The sequence below is a fragment of the Streptomyces sp. NBC_01335 genome (assembly GCF_035953295.1).
Taxonomy (GTDB): Bacteria; Actinomycetota; Actinomycetes; order Streptomycetales; family Streptomycetaceae; genus Streptomyces.
Window position 1 is genome coordinate 5,583,703 of record NZ_CP108370.1, and the last position, 16,725, is coordinate 5,600,427.

A 16,725-nucleotide genomic window follows, 5' to 3' on the forward strand; every position below is an offset into this window, starting at 1 on the left:
GTCGAATTGTCCGGTGGGCGTGCGCATTCCCTTCGGGGCAAGGGGCATTGAAATGATGAGTATGCGAACGGATGGCGGGAAATACCCGATCACGCTCTCGCGCCGTGTCCGTCCACCTCTTTCGTGACGAATCGGGCACGATTCGTCCGTGGTGACAGGACGACAGCAGAACCCCGTCGAGCCGGGCGCGAACTCCGGGCCGGAACATCCGGCATCTTCCGCTCAGGCGGGAGACGTTCCCGCCCAGGGACGCACCGAGCCCGACCGGAGTTCCTCAACGCCCCCGCACACGAACGCCTTCAGCGGCCCGGGGGCGCCGCCCGGCCCCGATCCGGCGCCGGAGGACGGGACTCCGTTCCGCGTACCGCTGTCCCGGACGGAACGCCACGGCCGGGCCGTCGCCGTGATCGGACTGGGGTACGTCGGGCTGCCGACGGCCCTGGCGCTACGGGCGTCGGGTGTACGGGTGATCGGGATCGACGTCAGCGCGGACCGGCTGCGCGACATCCGCGCGGGCGCCGTCGACCTGGCACCGCGGGACCGCGAACGCCTGGCGGACGCCCTGCTCGACGCCGCCTTCCTCCTCACGGACGACCCCCGGGCCTCCGCCTGGGCGGACACCGTGGTCATCTGCGTCCCCACTCCCGTGGACCGCCACCAGGTGCCGGACCTCTCCATGCTCACCACGGCCTGCGCCTCGGCGGTCGCGTACGCGGTGCCCGGCCAGCTGCTGGTGCTCACCTCGACCAGCTACGTGGGGACGACCCACGATCTGCTCCTCGCGCCGCTCGCGGCCCGGGGGATGAAGGTGGAGACGGATGTCTTCGTGGCGTTCGCCCCCGAGCGGATCGACCCGGGCAACGCCGACCACAGCCAGGACCTCACCCCGCGCGTCGTGGGCGGCGCCGGGCGCCGCTCCACCGTCTCGGCCGCCTCGGTGTTCGCGCGGATCGCCCCCTCGGTCCACACGGTCGGAAGTCCGGAACTCGCCGAGATGACGAAACTCTGGGAGAACACGTTCCGGGCCGTCAATATCGCGCTGGCGAACGAACTGGCCGACAGTTGCGCGGTTTTCGGACTGGAACCCCGAGCGGTGATCGACGCGGCGGCGACCAAGCCGTACGGCTTCATGCCCTTCTATCCGGGACCCGGGGTCGGCGGTCACTGCATTCCGTGCGATCCGCACTACCTGCTCTGGCAGTTGAGGGCCGAACGGATTCCGTCGCCGGTCGTCGACGCGTCGATGCGGGCCATCGCGGAACGCCCCGGCCGTATGGCGGGGCTGATCACCGCGAAGCTCGCCGCACGGGGCATTCCGGTCGCCGGGGCACGCGTGCTGATGGTCGGGATCGCGTACAAGCGGGGCGTCGCGGACGTCCGCGAGAGCCCCGCGCTGGAGATCATGGGGCTGCTCGCCGACTGGGGCGCGACCATCGCCTTCACGGACCCGCTGGTGCCCCGCGCCGAACTGCGCGGCGCCACGCTGACCGGCCTCACCGACCCGTGGGAGCAGCGGTGGGACCTGGTGGTGCTGCACACCCTGCACCCCGGCACCGACCTGAGCCGGCTGGGCCCCGAACACACGGTGCTGGACATCTCCCAGGACCGCAGGGGGCCCGGAACCGCCGGGACGTACCGGACCGGCGGGGTGTCCGGAGCGGCGCAGGGCGAAGCCGGAGCGCACCGGGGGGTCGGTACGGTCGGTCCGGCCGGGGTACCGGGAGTTGCCGGTCCGGTCGGGCCGCAGGGAGTGGCCGGTTCGCCCCGCGCACAGGAGCCGGCCGGAGCGGTCGGTTCGGCCGGGCCGGTCGGTGCACGAGGGCATGCCGGTTCGGCCGGGCCGGTCGGGGAGCCGGTATGACCCTGACCGACCGGACCCCCGCCGACCAAACCCCCGCCGACCAAACCCCCGCCGACCGGCCCCCCGGCGTCCCGCCCCGCCCGCCCGCCGCCCGCCCGCCCGCCGCCCGGCGGGCCGTCCCCGGCCGCGCCCGCGCGACCGCCCGTCCGGTCCGTCCCGTGCGCCGGTTCGCCCGCTCCCTCGCCCGGCGGCTCGCCGCAGCGGCCCCCGGGGCCGGGCGCGGGGTGCGCCGGCTGGTGGTGCTGCTCTGCCTGATGCCCCTGATGGTGCTCCTGGCCCGCCAGGCGCTCCGGCTGCCGCGCCTGACCACCGTGCCGGTGTACGGCCTGGTGGTCCTCGCGGGCACGATCACCGTCCTGTACCTCGCGTACAGCCGGTACGAGGACCCCTCGACGACCTCCGGCCCCCGGGAGCCCGACCCCGGCTTCCCGCCGCTCCCCGACCGCCCGCGCGTCGACTTCCTGCTCGCGGTGAAGGACGAGGCCGGTGCCATCGAGGCGTGCGTGCGCTCCATGGCCGCTTCGGACTGCCCGAGGGTGCGGATCATCGTGGTGGACGACTTCTCCACCGACGGGACCCGCGACATCCTGGTCCGGCTGCGGGACGAACTCGGTGTCACCGTCCTGCTGTTGGACGAGAACGTCGGGAAGAAGCACGCCCTGGTCGCCGCGGCCGAGCGGGCGGACGCCGAGATCATCGCGTTCACCGACTCCGACTGCGTGCTGGCGCCCGACGCGCTCCGCCGCTGCGTGGACGCCCTCGCCCGCCACCCGGACCTCGGTGCCGTCAGCGGCCACTGCCGGGCCCTCAACGCGGACGTATCGCTCCTGACGCGCGTACAAGACGTCTGGTACGAAGGCCAGTTCAGGATCGCCAAGGCGGCGGAGTCCTCCTTCGGCTCGGTCTCCTGCGTCTCCGGGCCGCTCGCGGTCTTCCGCCGGGAGGCGATCGTCAACTACCTCCCCGCCTGGGCCGGGGACCGCTTCCTGGGCGCCCCCTTCCGCTTCGCCACCGACCGCCAGCTGACCGGGTACGTCCTCGGGCAGGCCTGGATCGGCCGCTCCCTCAAGGACCGCTACCGCGACTCCCCGTTCGTCTCGGCCGAGGACCACCCCGAACGCCGCTGGCGGGTCGGCTACGTCCGGTCGGCCCACGTCCGTACCAACGTCCCCGTCCGGCTGGCCCCCCTGATGCGCCAGCAGGTCCGCTGGAAGAAGAGCTTCATCCGCAACCTCTTCTTCACCGGCTCCTTCATGTGGCGCCGGGGACCCGGACCGGCCGTCCTCTTCTACGGGCACGTGCTCTGGGTGCTCGCCGCACCGCTGATGGCCCTCCTCCACCTGCTCCGGGCCCCCCTCCAGGGCGCGTACGTCCTCACTCTTCTCTACGTCTGCGGGGTGCTGCTCAAGGGCTGCGTCTGGGGCCTCGCCTACCGGGTCGACCACCCCGGCGACACCCGCTGGAGATACCGCCCCCTGATGAGCCTCTTCTCCTCGGTGGTCCTCGCCTGGCTGCTCCCGTACTCCCTGCTCACCGTGCGGCGCGGTATCTGGTCGAGGAGCGCGACATGAGGGCGGGCGACCGGAGGTCGAGCGGCTGGCGGCTGGGCGAGGAGAACCGGGGCGGCGCGGGTACGGGTGCCCCGGAGGCGTCCGACGGCGGTGCGGCGCGGCGCGCGGCCCGGCTGCTGGCGGGGTCGCTGACCGCCTGCGCGGTCCTCGCCCTCTACCTGCTGGTGCTGTTCCGGGGAGACCTGCCGTGACGGGCCGCGAGGTCCCTGCCCCCGCACGGGCGGCAGCCGTACGGTCCCTGCTCGGGCTGCTGGCCCTGGCGCTGGTCGCCCTGCCGTTCTACGGGGTGTGGCGGTACGAAACCCACCGCAGGCAGGTCACCCCGCAGGCGGCCCCGCCCGCCGGGGCGCCGCCCGCCGTCGTCGCGGCCGGTCCCGCAGCAGGGGCGGCCGCCGACGCGGCGGCGCCCCCCGTCGTGCTGGCGTACCACGACATCGGGCGCGGTGGCCGCGGCAAGTACACCGTCACGCCCGAGGACTTCGACGCGCAGCTCGCCGCCCTGACGAGGGCCGGCTACCGGAGCCTGACCACCGAGGAGTTCGTCCGCTACCTCGACGGGGGACCCCCGCCCGCCCGCCGGTCCGTCTACCTCACCTTCGACGACGGCACCCACGGACTCTGGGTGCACGCCGACCGCATCCTCGCCAAGTACCGGATGCGCGCGGCGGTGTTCCTGATCACCGGCTCGGTGGGCCGCCACCGCCCGTACTACCTCTCCTGGCAGGAGATCGGGCGCATGGCCGCCACCGGCCGGTGGGACTTCGAGGACCACACCCACGCCCAGCACCGGCGGGGCGAGGTCGACGCCGCCGGTACGCGGGCGTCGGCGCTCTCCAGCCGCCTCTGGCTGCCCGCCGAGCGGCGGCCCGAGCGGGTGGACGAGTACCGGGCCAGGATCGCCGGGGACCTGGACACCTCGCTCGCGGAGATGGCCCGGCACGGACTGCCCCGGCCACGCCTCTTCGCGTACCCCTTCTCCGAGGCTTCGGAGGTGTCCGAGCTGTCCCCGGCGTCCGAGGCGTCGGACGCATCGGAGTCCGTCGACTCCGGTACCCCGAACGGCATCCTCCGGCGCGAACTGGCCCGCCGGTTCACCGCCGCCCTGACGAACAACTCCGGCCGGCCGCTCCCCGCCGGACGGCGTGCCGCGGCGGCGCGCGAGGTGCGGCGCATGGAGATCACCCGGGCGACGGACCTCCCCGCGTTCCGCGCCGGACTGGAACTCTGGACGGCGGTGCCTCCGGGCGCCTGCCCCGAACCGCTGAAGGACACGGCCCGCTGGTCGCCCATGGGCGGTACGGCGGCCCGGGGCGGCACCGGGGTCGTCACCGGGGCCTTCGCAGGGGTCTTCACCGGCCGGGGCCCCTACCCAGGGAGGGCGGGGTACGCGGCGGCCTCCTACCGGCCCGTCGCCACGGCGGACTGGACCGACTACACGGTGGACGTGACGGTCGACCGGCTGCGCGAGGCGACGAACAACGTCGGCATCGTCGTACGCGACGGCAGCCTCGCGCCCCTCACCGTCTCCCTGAGCCACAGCTACGTCAGCCTCTTCGCGGGCACCGGGGAGCGCCGGACCGAAGTGGCGCGGCGCACGCTCCACGACGACACCGTGCACCGGGTGCGCGTCACCGTGCGGGGCGACCGCACCGAGGTCGTGGTCGACGGGCACTTCCGGATCGACTGGACCGAGCCGCGGGCCGCCGGCGGGAACGGCAGGGGCGGCCTCGCCCTCAACATCCGCAACGGCGACGCCGAGGGGGAGTGGCCCCGCTTCGCCTCCCTCCGGGTCGCCGCACTGCCCGGAGCCGGAGCCGGAGCCGGAGCCGGAGCCGGTACGGACCCGGCGGGAGCGGTGCGGTGAGCCATCGGCGGCAGGAGGGGGCCGTCCCCGGGTACAGCCGCCGCGCGGTGGTCGGGCTCGGGCTCGCGGCGACGACGGGCGCACTGCCCCTGACCGACGCACCCCCGGCCGGAGACCCGTCGGAGACCGGGGCGGGAGCCGGGGCGAGTCGGTCGGGAGCCGGGGGGCCGCTTGGCGCGGACGCCCGTAACGCCGAGGCCGAGGCGGTCCTCCCGGCCTCTGCCCCTGCCCCTGCCCCTGCCCCGGCTCCGGCTCCGGCGCGGGCCGACAGCGCCCTGCTCACCTGCGGGGTTCCGGACGCCACCACCTTCCTCGCGGCCTTCCCCGGCTCCGGCCTCATCACCAACGAGTACGCCCACCGGCACCCCGACGCCGCCGACGCCCGCACCCACCCCGACTGGACCGTCACCAGCGGATCGCTCTTCGCGGACCGGGGAGCCGCCTGGAGCGGAGCCCCCGACGGGCTCTCCCCGGACCCGCTCTCCCGGCTGCACACCGGTTCCTCGGTGCTGCGCGCGGTGACCGTACGGCGGGACTTCGCGGACACCGCCGTACGCACCCGGGTCCGGCTCCGGCCCCCCGGCACCACCGCCCGTACCCCGGCGACGGACTGGGACGGCGGGCACCTCTGGCTCCGCTACCGGAGCCCCCAGGAGCTGTACGCGCTGAGCTTCCGGCGGCGCGACGGGCTCGTCGTCATCAAGCGCAAGTGCCTGCCGCCCGGGGCCGCCGACGGCACGGAGGGTACGTACACGACCCTCGCGCAGGCGCCCTGCGCGATCCCGTACGACACCTGGCACCCCGTCGAGGCGCAAGTACGCACCACCGCCGACGCCACGGTCCGGCTGCGGCTCCTCGTCGACGGCAGGACCGTCGCCGAGGCCGTGGACACCGAACCCGGGGTACTCACCGGCCCCGGCGGGGTGGGGGTGCGCGGCGACAACACCGAGCTGCGATTCGCCGCCTTCACCGCCTTGCCGTGCCCTCCTCCGTGAGGTCCTCGTGGGGCGGGCGCTCCGCGACTTGACGCGGGAGCTGTTCACCGATCCGGACTTGTCGCTGTCCTACCTGGAAAGCAGGGCAGCTGGCGAACGGCTCGTGCTGCTCGACGTGGGAGGGTACTTCGCGCCCGTGCTGGACGACCTGTGCGCGCGATACTCCGGCACGATCCTGGGCGTGGTCGAAGACACCGAGAACGGCCACAAACGCTATGCCGAAGTCGGAAAGCTGCCGTGCCCCGTGGTATCCGTCGCTCGTTCTCCGCTCAAGGAACCGGAAGACTTTCTGGTCGGTCAGAGTGTGGTGTTCTCCACCGAAGCGCTCTTGCGGGAGCGTGGGGACATCCTCCACGGCCGTTCCGCGCTCGTGATCGGCTTCGGGAAGCTCGGATCCAGCATCGCCCGTCTGATGCATGCGAAGGGGGTTCACGTCACGGTGTACGACATCGACCCCGTACGGCGTGCACAGGCGCTCTCGCAGGGATTCTGGGTCGCCCGGGACCGTGACGTGGCCATACACGCCGGGCTCGTCCTGTGTGCCACGGGTGCGCTCTCCCTGCGGGGCGACGACTTCCCCACGCTACGCAACGGCGCGTACGTCGCCACGGTCACCAGTTCGGAGGATGAGTTGGAGCTGTCCACGCTCCCGGAGGGGTACCGGCGTTCTTACCTCGGTGACCACGTGGTCCGGTACGAGACGAGCGGGCATTACTTCTACCTGCTCAACGGTGGGGAAGCGGTCAACTTCCTGCACGGGGCGAGCGTCGGACCATTCATCTTCCTCGTACAGGGCGAGCTCATCGCGGCGACGCGAGCGATAGCCCGGGGCGGACTGCCGCCCGGGATGCACGAAGTACCCGCCGCCGACCGGGGAGCCATCGCGGCGCACTGGCTCAACTACTGGAACAGGTAAGGGCCCATGACCATTTCCCCCGACCACATCCGGACCGTCCTCGCGGGCTACGCGGACGAGCACCCCGAGGACAAGGACAGCCTTGCCCCGGTGTTCGCCGCGCTGGACAGGGACGACGATCCGACCAGCCGCCGGACGTCCCCGGTGCACGTCACTGCCGGGGCGGTGCTCGTCAACGAGGCCGGGAGCGTGCTGCTCGTCCACCACAACGCAACCGGCAAGTGGCTGACCCCTGGCGGACACCTGGAGCCCGAAGACACGAGCTCATGTGTGCCGCCCTGCGGGAACTCGCCGAGGAAACCGGCGTGGAGAGCGGGTTCCTTCCCATTCAGGAGATGCCTGTTCACGTGGACGTGCACGACATCCCCGAGAACCCCGCGAAGGGGGAGCCCGCGCACCAGCACGCGGACTTCCGGTTCGCCTTCCGTGCGGTCCGTGAGGTGAACCCCCGGATTCAGGAGGAGGAGGTTTCCGCCGCCGAGTGGCGACCGCTCGGCGACCTTCCGAAGACGCTGCACCAGCGCGTTGCCCCGCTGGTGTAACCGGGCGGGTCGTCGTCGGCCTCCCACGGGGCAGGTTTCGTGCCGGTGGCTCAGACGAGGGTCGTGGCCGGACCCGCCGCGACGCAGAACTCGTTGCCCTCGGGATCGGCCATGACGAGATGGTGCCCGGTGAACTCCTCGCGTACGACCCCGCCCGCCGCGACCAGACGTACGGCCTCCGCCATGATCCGCGCCCAGCGTTCGTCCCGCGTGCCGTGGCCCGGCACTCGGATGTCGATGTGGAGCCGGTTCTTGGCCGTCTTGGGCTCGGAGACCTTGAGGATCGCGAGGCGGGGGCCGACACCGTCCGGATCGCAGAGCCAGGCACCGTCGTCCACGGACTCGCCCTCCGGCAGGTCGAACTGGGCGAGCCACTCAGCGCGTGTCGCGAAGGGGGCGGGCGGCGGCTCGTCGACATAGCCCAGCGCCTCCCGCCAGAACCCGGCGAGGAGCTGCGCGTCCGCGCAGTCGAGCGTGAGGTCGATTCTGGCTGCCATGGGCGGACTGTACCGGGCGGGGCGGGGTGATGACGGGGGCGGCATGACTGGAGCGGGTGCGCGGGTGCGCGGGTGCGCGGAGGCGCTGGTTCGCCGTTCGTCCGGCGGGCAACGTCGGGGCAGGCGCGGCCACCGGCTCGCGCCGGGCCTTGTCAGTGGCGTCGGGCACACTGCGCCGTATGAACTCGGTGACCGCGCACGACTACGCCTGGATCCGCAACTCGCCGCTCTTCGATCACCTGTTGGAGTGGGGATACACCCTGACCTTCATACGGGGGCGGAGCCCGCACGGCTTGCTGCGCGCGGTGGATGCGGAACCGCGCGGCACCGGGGAAGGCACGGCCGGGCTGGCCGAGGCGGAGGCAGCTCACCGTGAAGAGGTGGATGGCGACGAGTGGGAGGATTCTTACGTCGTGGGCGCATTCGACACGCCCGGCGAGAAGGGCGACTGGACGGTCGTCCTCGGCTTCGACGGGGGCCTCGGGCTGCCGGGCGTGGAGAAGCTGTCGGAGGGCGGCCGGGTCGTGGTGCACTCCAGCAACAGCGGCAAGCCCATCCACCTCTTCGACTGGTACGAGGACGGTGTGCTCCGTACGTCGTTCGAGGGCCCCTCGGCGCGCCACGGCAGCAGCCCCGACGAACTGGTCCCCCTGCTGCGGGAAGTCGGCTTCCCGGTGACTCCCGAGGGAGAGCACGACGAGAACGCCCCGGACGTCGACAGGTTCGACCGGAAGGCGGCGGTCCTCGCTCTGACCGAGAGACTCACCGGCGTACGCGTCACCGAATCCCTCCTCCGGGACGCCACCTATGAACTCGGCCTCGTCCCCGAGCAGCTTGCCGAGAAGTGAGCGAGCCTGGTCATCGACATCGCCGATGCCCACTGAGGGCGGCTGTACACGGAGTGGTCCTACGAGGAGGCCGCGGCGACCTCCGACCGTGCACGGTCGGAAGCGAACGCGGCGGTCGTGATCACCTACGACCAGCCGCCGGCCGTGATCACCTACAGCGAGCCGCAGGCCGTGCGTCGTGCGGAGTGCGGAAGAGGGAGTAGCGGTGAGCGGGGTGCAGAAGGCGCCCTGGGGTATTCGCTGTCTCCACGCGGCCGACCCGAGCCTCGGACCGGCCCCCCCCGACGCTCGGAGCCCGGGTCTCGGGTCTCGGGATTCGGGTCTCGGGGTTCGGGGTTCGAGCGTCGATATCTCTCGTGGCACTCGTTCGAGGGGCGGGGCAGGTGCCTAGGTTGACGCCCGAGCCGATGCTTGAGCTTCGGGATTCGGGGGTCGGGATGCGAGGTCCGGGATTCGAGCGGTGTTGTTCATCCGGGAGGTAGGTAGGGGGGTTCGAGATGACCCCCCTCACCTCCCGCCCTCGTCGCGACCAGCAAGTGTGACTAATGGTGAGAGATTTGCGGCGGAGAGTCACACGCGCTTACGGTGCCCTCAATGAATCGACCCCGACTCGGTGTTGGCGCACCAGGCCGGGGTCTCACCAAAGATCGCGCGCAAAGGAAAGACGATCTCGTGGCTATTCAGCACTTTAGCCCTGCCCCGCCCGAGCCCGCAGCCTCGCGCCCGTACCGCAGGGCCAAGACCGGCTACGGCAAGCAGTCCGTCTCCGTTCAAGTAGTGCCTGGAGTGCGGGACTTCGCGTTCCTGCCCGAGCGCGAGCGGTATGTCGCCGCCTATGTCGACCACTTGCCCGAGGGCGCCGCGATGGACATCAAGTCGCTGGCCAAGGACCTGCCCCTGTACGGCCAGATGGCCATCGGCAGCGCTCTGCGCGCACTCGGCGTGGCCGGGCACCTGCGGCGCGTGCGCAGGCGGGTGGAGGGGGGCGGTGCGTGCCGGTGGGTGACGCTCACCTTCTGGTCGCGCACCGCTCACGACAACGAGTGGTGGACCGCCCATCTCGAAGGCGCGGTCACGGCGCCCCAGCCGCCTTGCGAACTCTCCGCGCCCGAGCATCCCTCCGCGCCCTCCGCGCCCTCCGCGCCCTCCGCGCCCTCCGCGCCCGAGCGCCCCCGCGTACGCTCTGCCGAGCCGTACCCCGGGCCACGGCCCGACCCGGTCGTACCCCGGCAGCGCGCCGAATCGGACCCCGTCCCGCCTCCGTCCTCGGGCCGGCCGCTGGAGGCGGTCGCCTCGGTCGGCCTCGGCTCGGACCTGCCGGTGACCACGGCGTCGGACAGTGTGCCGGTTGCCCCGACGCCCGCCGCCGCACCGGCTCCTGCTGTCTCTCTGGCTCCTGGTGCTTCTCTGGTTGTCGCGGGCCCCTCGCCCGCTTACGTCGCTCTGGCCGAACTCGGGCGTCGCGAGCCTCGCTTGACGCTTTCCGCAGCGGACTGCGAGGCCCTGGAGCCGCTCGTCGCCGCCTGGTTCGCGCGCGGTGTCAGCGCCGGGTATCTCACGTCGGCACTCACCGCCGGGCTCCCCGAGCAGGTCGGCTCACCGGTCGGGCTGGTACGCCGCCGCCTCACCGACAAGATGCCGCCCCGCCTGTCCGCCACCCCCACCCCGCCGCCGGTCCCGGCACCGGGCACCCCCGGCTCCCCGACACGCCGTCTCCTGGTGGAGTGCACCGACTGCGGCCGCCCCGCCCGGGCCGAAGCACTCCCGGACGGCCTCTGCGCCCCCTGCCGCACCGCCCACCAGGCACCGCAACCCGCCGACCCGGCTGCGGTCCCGGCCCAGGTCGAACGCGACGTCCCGGCCCTCGTCGCCGGACTCCGCAACCTCATGCGGACCCCGTGATGCGGCGCCACCTGGCTGGGCGCCGTGCGGTACAGCCAGACGGTGGGTCGGGGGTTCTGTAGCCGGTGACGTTCCGGACCACGCCCGCCGGCGCGGAACGCGTGAAGAGCCGCGCCGGTGTGGCGTCCCAGGTCAGCCGGTGACCCCACCGGTCTTGACGCCTGCCACGAACGCGGCGAAGGAGGCAGTGGAGAGGTCCAGGGCGGGGCCGCTCGGGTTCTTGGAGTCGCGGACGGGGACGGTGTTGTGCGCGGCGGCGAGGTTTGTGGCGACCTCGACGCACTGCCCGCCGCCGCTGCTGTAGGAGGACGTGAACCGCTGGGGGGACTCGGTCATCACTGGGTGCCCTTTCGTGTCGGTTCAATCATGTCCCCAGACGCCGCCTGGAGGAGCGCCTGGTCACTAGCTGATGGTAGGTCGGGAAAAGCGTTCAACGGCGCGGGTGGTGTCGTTGAATTCGGCCATCAAGGCGAAGTGTGGACTTGAGCGCAGCCCGGTGGTCCGAGACTGCGAGATCTGTGTAGAGGGCCGGCCATCCGGTCCGGAGCCTCCTTCAAGGCTTCCCACCGGGCAGCAGACAGCCCCACCGCTCGGACACGGTGGGGCTGTCTGCGTACGAGGGTCGTTCGGCGGTCAGCCGGCGAACCCCTCAGTCTTGACGCCTGCCACGAACGCGGCGAACGAGGTGGCGGAGAAGTCTAGAACCGGGCCGCTCGTGTCCTTGGAGTCACGGACGGGGACGATGCCGTGTACCGACAGAAGGTTCGCCGCGACCTCGATGCAGTCGCCGCCGTTGCTGCTGTAGGAGGACTTGTACCAACGAGGGGATGGGGTCGTCACGGGTTGCCCTTTCGTACCTGTTCGATCATGGCCACTGACGCGGTGTGCGACAGCGCTTCGGCCTGTAGCTGATAGTAGGCCGTCAACACCCCTTCCACGAAGCGTCGCTCACGCTCCAAATGCCCCTGGAACTGGCTCTCCGCGTATCCGACTACGGACCGGTCGGGGAGCGTGAGGAGCCGAACCGGCAGGTTGAACGGTCTGCGCTCCGCGACGCTGTACGGTGCAACTTGCAGGATGGTGCGGGGCAGGGCTGCGAACTCAATCAGTCGGTCAAGCTGGGCCCGCATGACGTCAGGGCCCCCGACCTGCCGGTATAGGCAGCTCTCGTCTATCACCACGTGAAGTACGGGTGGGACAGGGCGTTTGAGGATGGCTTGCCTCTCGGCAAGGAACGCGATCCGCTCGGCCGCCTGCTCGCTCGTGATGGCCTGCCGAGCTACCTCCGCGTCAGCCAATGCGGCTGCGTAGTCCGGAGTTTGCAGGAGTCCGGGCGTGATGCCGCCGTTCTCGAACAGGCGGATCTCTACGGCTCGCGCCTCAAGCGCGGCGTACTCAGGGAAGCCCTCCAGGAGGGCTTGTTCCCGCACGGAGCGGCAGAGTTGTTCGAACTTGGTCCCCGATCCCAGAGCTTTGTCGACGGCGCGTGCGAACTCTAAAGTTGGCAATTTTCGCCCAGTTTCTACTGCAGAAATGTGCGAGTTGGAATATCCAACGAGCAAGGCGAACTGCGTCTGTTTGATCCCCTGCGCCTCGCGTGAGCTGCGCAGCTGAGCAATAGTCAAGACTTGTGGATCAAGTCAGCCTGATTTCTTGAGGTGATGGAGTCGGTGCTGGGCCGCCTTGCGGACTCGGCGGGTCCTCCCGCGTTCTGCGAGTAGTCGCAGGACGTCGGGTGCGGTGACGATCTGTGTGGTCACGGCTGTGCGCTGGAGCCAGTCGGAGGCGTCGGTAAGCTCCTCGGCGGCCCACGGTTCGCCCAGAGCGAGGGTCCTGAGCAGGCACCATTCGAGGAGTCGGGTGGTGAGGAAGTCGTGCTGGTCGATCACCCTGGACATGGCCTGGGCCCATGCCGTGAATGCCGGGTCGGTGAGAAGTTCGGTGGCCCGGCGGTCCATGTGTCGGCTCACCGCGCTGGCGGCCATGGTGGTGTCCTCGTCGCGGAGAACAGCAGCCAGCAGGTCGGCTTCGTCCGCCGCGGCGACGGTCTGCAGGGCCTGCATGTAGTGGGTGAATCGCCGGTGCTCGGCGGGCTCGTCGCTTTGGTGCCGGCTGTTCATGCTGCCTTGCCTTCCGGCCGTTCCATGAGGTGGCCGTTCTCGAAGCGGGCGCCGGCCCGGACGAGGGCGACGAGGTGGGGTGCGGTGACCGCTCGCCAGCGGGCTTGGGCGGATTCCACGAGCTTGAAGACCATCGCGAGGGCGGCGGCCGGGCTGCCGGCACCGCGGGTGACCTTGGTCCGAAGCTTCACCGTGCTGAACGTCGACTCGATCGGATTCGTCGTGCGCAGATGCACCCAATGTTCGGCGGGGAAGTCGTAGAACGCCAGCAGCTCGTCGACCTCGCCGGTGATCTTCTTGGTGGCCTTGGGCCACTTCGCGCCGTACGCCTTCTCGAACGCGGTGACTGCCTTCTCCGCGTGCGCGCGGTCCTCGGCGTTGTAGATCTCCTGCAGGGCCGCCCGTGCTCCGGGCTGCGCGGACTTCGGCAGCGCGTTCATGACGTTCCGCGTCTTGTGAACCCAGCACCTCTGGTGCCTGGCCTGCGGAAACACCTCCGCCAGGGCCCGCCACAATCCCATCGCGCCGTCACCGACGACGAGCATCGGATCCGTCATCCCGCGGCGACGGCAGTCCCGCAGCAGGTCCGCCCAAGACTCGGTGGACTCACGCAGGCCCTCGGCGATCGCGATCAACTCCTTGGTGCCGTCCACCCGCACGCCCATCAGGACCAACAGGCACGAATGCGTCTGCGAGAGCCGGACCTTGGGATGGACACCGTCGGCCCACACGTAGACGTAGTCGGATTCAGCCAGGTCACGGCGCTGGAACTCCGCGTGGTCGGCGGTCCACTGCTTCGTCAGCCGAGTCACCGTGGCCGGCGACAGCCCAGCCGAGGAGCCCAGGAACTGCTCCATCGCGGGCACGAAGTCACCCGAGGACAGGCCGTGCAGATAGAGCAGCGGCAGCACCTCGCTGACCTTCGGGGACTTCCGGCACCACGGCGCGAGGATCTTCGAGGAGAACCGCTTGCGCTCGCCGGTCTCCTCGTCGACCCGCTTGTCGTTCACGCGCGGGACGGCAACCTCGACCCGCCCTGCGGCCGTCGTCACCATCCGCGGCCGGTGCCGGCCGTTGCGGACCACCAGCCGACGGCCGGCACCGTCACGCTGCCCGGCCAGCTCGGCTATGTACTGATCCACCTCCGCCTCCAAGGCGGCGGCCAGCATCCGCCGGGCACCCTCCCGGACGATCTCGTCGATCAGAGAACCGGCCTCGGTGGTGCCGTCCTCGTTGACTACGCTGAGCATGGGCGTGCCTTCCCAACCGACGGTGCAACGTCGGTCTACTCGGTGACCTATCGATCACTCGGGAAGGTACGCCCTTTCACGTTCCAACCCGAGGCCGATCCACAGGTCCTGAGCATTGCTCCCACGCGGTGAGGCGGTGGCTGATGCGGAGGCGGCGGGGCCCCGGGTGAGTAGAGAGGAAGGGAAATCCGTGGAGCAGAGCGACGGCATCGAACTGCCCGCCCCCGCCCGGCGGGTGGGCGCCACCGTCCTGGTACGCGACCACACCGGGGCCGTACTTCTGGTCAGGGCCCCACGTGAGCGTGAGTGGCGCCTGCCCGGTGGTGTGGCGTACGAGGGGGAGACCGTCGCCGGGGCGGCCACCCGCGACCTGGCCGAAGTGACCGGGCTGGTGCGGAACTTGGTTCTCTTCGCGGCGCTCGACCTGATCCCGGCTCCCCGGAGAGGCCGCTCCGTGAACGGCTTCGACGTCGTCGGCGACGGGGGCACGCTGAGCGCCGAGGAGGCCGCCCGCGTCGCCGTTCCCGAGGGCGCGGAAGACCGGGTCGCCGAAGTGCGTTGGGTGCCGCTGGACCAGGTGGACCTTGTCGCGGCGGGTCTTGTGGCGCGGCGTATCCGTCAGGCCGTGGCCGCCTTCGAGCACGGGCAGCAGCCGCTGTTGCTGAACGGCCTGGTGGCCGTGTGACCCCCTGGGGGCCGCGTCCCGGTAACCCCGACCGACTCCTCTCGGAGCCGTAGCTCCGGAGTTGTAGCCCGGAGCCGTATTCCCCGTAAAGCCCCGTCCGCCGGTCCCGAACCCCCCAGGGCCGGGCGGGCGGCCCGCCCCGCTGCGCCTGGTCCCCGCAGTGCGGGTGTGAGCCCCGCTCGGCCCTCCCTCGAGGTTGGGCGGGGCTCCTTTCCTGTCCACGACACTTCCGTGAGGCTTCTCGTGCTGCAATGCACCGCTGTGCGCCGTATCCCCGAGATCGAAGCGCTGGTCGCTCTGGCCACCATGGAGAGGGCGCCCGAGCATCCGGTCGACCACCTTTTCCTACTCGATGAGTACACGCTCTGCGAACTGGGTGAGCACGGCGAAGACATCGAGCATGCCGCTTTCATCGGGGGTGCGGAGGACGGCTCGGACATCGACCTCTGGATGTACTGGGACGACGGTCTCCCGGCCCGGTTCGCGGAGTCCCGCTCGTGCCGGGCCGTCACGTGGCTGATCAGCCGGCCCGACAGGGCGGACCGGTGCACTCTGCCCCCGGGGCACCCGCCGGGTCATTCCTGGGACGTGACGGACCCGCTCGGCGACCTGTTGGACGAGGAGGCCGCCCGCCGCGCCGTCAGCCCCCTCCTGGACGAGCGCGTGGACGAGCACATGGACGAGCACGTGGACGAGCACGTGGACGAGCACGTGGACGAGCGCGTGGACGACCAGGGCGACACGCCATGACGGACGCGCTGTACTTCCACTGCAACGACGCCCGTCGCGCGCCCTGGGCGGACCTGGCCGACCACCACATGCTGACCGACGTGTCCCGCGCGGTGACCTGCGAGCTCGCACAGAACCACGGCGGTGACCACGCCGACCACCTCGACTACCTCGGGCTCGGGCACGGTGACATGTGGGCGTACTGGAACGGCCCCGGCGACCACGTCACGTACGCGGCCGTCCACCGTGCGGAGTGGCCGACCGCACGCTCCCCGCGATTCACCAGGATTCCTGCCATCTGTACGCCGGTCATCCGCCGGGGCACTCGTGGGACTTCGTGGACATGCTCCACGATTAGGTGGTGTCCCGGGGGCCGTCGGGCTCACTCGCCGCAGCCGCACCCCGCAGCCCCAGCCCCAGCCGCCGCCGTGGTCGCGGCTTCGACCGACTCCGGCCGGTCCGCGCAGCAGGCGTCCCCGCCGAGCGTGAGCGCGGGGCTCTTGCCGAGTCGGTCGGCGTCGGCCTTGACGGTGTAGACCTCCCAGGGCTCCTTGCCGGGGCCGTGGACCCACACCTTGTCCTGGAGCGCGTAGCAGCAGGAGGTGTCGTTCTCCTCGAAGGTCGCGAGCCCGGCGTCCTTGAGGCGGGTGGTGGCGGCGGTGACCTCGTCGGTGCTGTCGACTTCCACGCCGAGGTGGTCGAGGCGGGTCTCCTGGCCGGGTTCGCCCTCGATGAGGACGAGCTTGAGCGGCGGGGTGGTGATCGCGAAGTTCGCGTAACCGGGGCGCCGCTTGGCCGGCTCGGTGCCGAACAGCTTCGAGTAGAAGACGACGGACGCTTCGAGATCGGCGACGTTGAGCGCGAGCTGGACACGGGACATGACGTACTCCTCGATCAGGCTGTATCGATGTCTGTCTATTCAAGGTTGCGCCCTGAATCGAGAAA

General features: G+C 71.2%; 18 protein-coding genes and 1 pseudogene. 12 read left to right on the forward strand and 7 right to left on the reverse strand.

The features are described 5' to 3' along the window. Positions 1-148: 148 nt before the first annotated feature. The 8 genes and pseudogenes from OG599_RS24145 (at position 149) to OG599_RS24180 (ending at position 7,749) form a co-directional block, all read left to right on the forward strand. Positions 149-1,861 (forward strand): nucleotide sugar dehydrogenase, encoded by a 1,713-nt coding sequence (locus tag OG599_RS24145; RefSeq protein WP_327178066.1) that lies wholly within the window; start codon positions 149-151, stop codon positions 1,859-1,861. Further along, on the forward strand, positions 1,858-3,432 hold the full coding sequence (locus OG599_RS24150) for a glycosyltransferase family 2 protein (protein ID WP_327178067.1): 1,575 nt from the start codon (positions 1,858-1,860) through the stop codon (positions 3,430-3,432). The genes OG599_RS24145 and OG599_RS24150 overlap by 4 nt, the downstream gene beginning before the upstream one ends. Then, complete coding sequence (locus OG599_RS24155) at positions 3,429-3,623, forward strand: hypothetical protein (protein ID WP_327178068.1); 195 nt, start codon at positions 3,429-3,431, stop codon at positions 3,621-3,623. The genes OG599_RS24150 and OG599_RS24155 overlap by 4 nt, the downstream gene beginning before the upstream one ends. Next, on the forward strand, positions 3,620-5,296 hold the full coding sequence (locus OG599_RS24160; protein WP_327178069.1) for a polysaccharide deacetylase family protein: 1,677 nt from the start codon (positions 3,620-3,622) through the stop codon (positions 5,294-5,296). Before OG599_RS24155 ends, OG599_RS24160 begins: the two co-directional genes overlap by 4 nt. Next, positions 5,293-6,291 (forward strand): hypothetical protein, encoded by a 999-nt coding sequence (locus OG599_RS24165; RefSeq protein WP_327178070.1) that lies wholly within the window; start codon positions 5,293-5,295, stop codon positions 6,289-6,291. Before OG599_RS24160 ends, OG599_RS24165 begins: the two co-directional genes overlap by 4 nt. A gap of 7 nt (positions 6,292-6,298) precedes the next feature. Next, a complete protein-coding gene (locus tag OG599_RS24170) occupies positions 6,299-7,207 on the forward strand; it encodes an adenosylhomocysteinase (protein ID WP_327178071.1) in 909 nt (302 codons plus the stop codon). A 6-nt stretch (positions 7,208-7,213) separates the two neighbouring features. Beyond that, positions 7,214-7,414, forward strand: a pseudogene (locus OG599_RS24175) (NUDIX hydrolase); the annotation flags it as partial. Positions 7,415-7,473: 59 nt separating this feature from the next. Continuing rightward, positions 7,474-7,749: an NUDIX domain-containing protein gene (locus OG599_RS24180; RefSeq protein WP_327178072.1), complete on the forward strand. Its 276-nt coding sequence runs from the start codon at positions 7,474-7,476 to the stop codon at positions 7,747-7,749. Between the two features lie 50 nt (positions 7,750-7,799). On the opposite strand, the gene OG599_RS24185 is transcribed toward OG599_RS24180, so the two are convergent. Then, the gene (locus OG599_RS24185; protein ID WP_327178073.1) at positions 7,800-8,246 is read right to left on the reverse strand and encodes a VOC family protein; all 447 of its coding nucleotides are present in this window, start codon (positions 8,244-8,246) and stop codon (positions 7,800-7,802) included. A 179-nt stretch (positions 8,247-8,425) separates the two neighbouring features. Between OG599_RS24185 and OG599_RS24190 the strand changes: the two genes are divergently transcribed. Together OG599_RS24190 and OG599_RS24195 are read left to right on the forward strand one after the other, a co-directional pair. Beyond that, entirely contained in the window at positions 8,426-9,094 is a 669-nt protein-coding gene (locus OG599_RS24190) for a DUF6461 domain-containing protein (RefSeq protein WP_327178074.1), read from the forward strand. A 672-nt stretch (positions 9,095-9,766) separates the two neighbouring features. Next, positions 9,767-10,996 (forward strand): MarR family transcriptional regulator, encoded by a 1,230-nt coding sequence (locus OG599_RS24195; protein ID WP_327178075.1) that lies wholly within the window; start codon positions 9,767-9,769, stop codon positions 10,994-10,996. 132 nt (positions 10,997-11,128) lie between these two features. Here OG599_RS24195 and OG599_RS24200 read toward each other — a convergent pair whose 3' ends face one another. The 5 genes from OG599_RS24200 to OG599_RS24220 all read right to left on the reverse strand — a co-directional run bounded on the left by OG599_RS24200 (position 11,129) and on the right by OG599_RS24220 (position 14,366). Then, complete coding sequence (locus OG599_RS24200; protein WP_442809521.1) at positions 11,129-11,332, reverse strand: DUF397 domain-containing protein; 204 nt, start codon at positions 11,330-11,332, stop codon at positions 11,129-11,131. A gap of 297 nt (positions 11,333-11,629) precedes the next feature. Beyond that, a complete protein-coding gene (locus tag OG599_RS24205) occupies positions 11,630-11,836 on the reverse strand; it encodes a DUF397 domain-containing protein (RefSeq protein ID WP_327178077.1) in 207 nt (68 codons plus the stop codon). Next, on the reverse strand, positions 11,833-12,621 hold the full coding sequence (locus OG599_RS24210) for a helix-turn-helix domain-containing protein (RefSeq protein WP_327178078.1): 789 nt from the start codon (positions 12,619-12,621) through the stop codon (positions 11,833-11,835). Before OG599_RS24210 ends, OG599_RS24205 begins: the two co-directional genes overlap by 4 nt. Before the next feature lie 15 nt (positions 12,622-12,636). Next, on the reverse strand, positions 12,637-13,116 hold the full coding sequence (locus OG599_RS24215) for a hypothetical protein (protein ID WP_327174239.1): 480 nt from the start codon (positions 13,114-13,116) through the stop codon (positions 12,637-12,639). After that, positions 13,113-14,366 carry an IS256 family transposase gene (locus OG599_RS24220; protein ID WP_327174240.1) on the reverse strand — a complete coding sequence of 418 codons (1,254 nt, stop codon included), beginning with the start codon at positions 14,364-14,366 and terminating at the stop codon, positions 13,113-13,115. Before OG599_RS24220 ends, OG599_RS24215 begins: the two co-directional genes overlap by 4 nt. 190 nt (positions 14,367-14,556) lie before the next feature. Here OG599_RS24220 and OG599_RS24225 point away from each other — a divergent pair, with 190 nt between their 5' ends. Then, positions 14,557-15,051, forward strand: a complete 495-nt coding sequence (locus OG599_RS24225) for an NUDIX hydrolase (RefSeq protein ID WP_327178079.1) — start codon at positions 14,557-14,559, stop codon at positions 15,049-15,051. Between the two features lie 261 nt (positions 15,052-15,312). Further along, the gene (locus OG599_RS24230) at positions 15,313-15,801 is read left to right on the forward strand and encodes a hypothetical protein (RefSeq protein ID WP_327178080.1); all 489 of its coding nucleotides are present in this window, start codon (positions 15,313-15,315) and stop codon (positions 15,799-15,801) included. Positions 15,802-16,162: 361 nt separating this feature from the next. On the opposite strand, the gene OG599_RS24235 is transcribed toward OG599_RS24230, so the two are convergent. Continuing rightward, complete coding sequence (locus tag OG599_RS24235; RefSeq protein WP_327178081.1) at positions 16,163-16,660, reverse strand: ArsI/CadI family heavy metal resistance metalloenzyme; 498 nt, start codon at positions 16,658-16,660, stop codon at positions 16,163-16,165. Between the last annotated feature and the right edge of the window lie 65 nt (positions 16,661-16,725).

Excerpts from the sequence above, each read along its gene's own strand:
- OG599_RS24185 (WP_327178073.1), bottom strand. The coding sequence starts at position 8,246 with ATGGCAGCCAGAATCGACCTCACGCTCGACTGCGCGGACGCGCAGCTC.
- OG599_RS24235 (WP_327178081.1), bottom strand. The coding sequence starts at position 16,660 with ATGTCCCGTGTCCAGCTCGCGCTCAACGTCGCCGATCTCGAAGCGTCC.
- OG599_RS24180 (WP_327178072.1), top strand. The coding sequence starts at position 7,474 with ATGTGTGCCGCCCTGCGGGAACTCGCCGAGGAAACCGGCGTGGAGAGC.
- OG599_RS24155 (WP_327178068.1), top strand. The coding sequence starts at position 3,429 with ATGAGGGCGGGCGACCGGAGGTCGAGCGGCTGGCGGCTGGGCGAGGAG.
- OG599_RS24215 (WP_327174239.1), bottom strand. The coding sequence starts at position 13,116 with ATGAACAGCCGGCACCAAAGCGACGAGCCCGCCGAGCACCGGCGATTC.
- OG599_RS24220 (WP_327174240.1), bottom strand. The coding sequence starts at position 14,366 with ATGCTCAGCGTAGTCAACGAGGACGGCACCACCGAGGCCGGTTCTCTG.
- OG599_RS24200 (WP_442809521.1), bottom strand. The coding sequence starts at position 11,332 with ATGACCGAGTCCCCCCAGCGGTTCACGTCCTCCTACAGCAGCGGCGGC.
- OG599_RS24190 (WP_327178074.1), top strand. The coding sequence starts at position 8,426 with ATGAACTCGGTGACCGCGCACGACTACGCCTGGATCCGCAACTCGCCG.
- OG599_RS24150 (WP_327178067.1), top strand. The coding sequence starts at position 1,858 with ATGACCCTGACCGACCGGACCCCCGCCGACCAAACCCCCGCCGACCAA.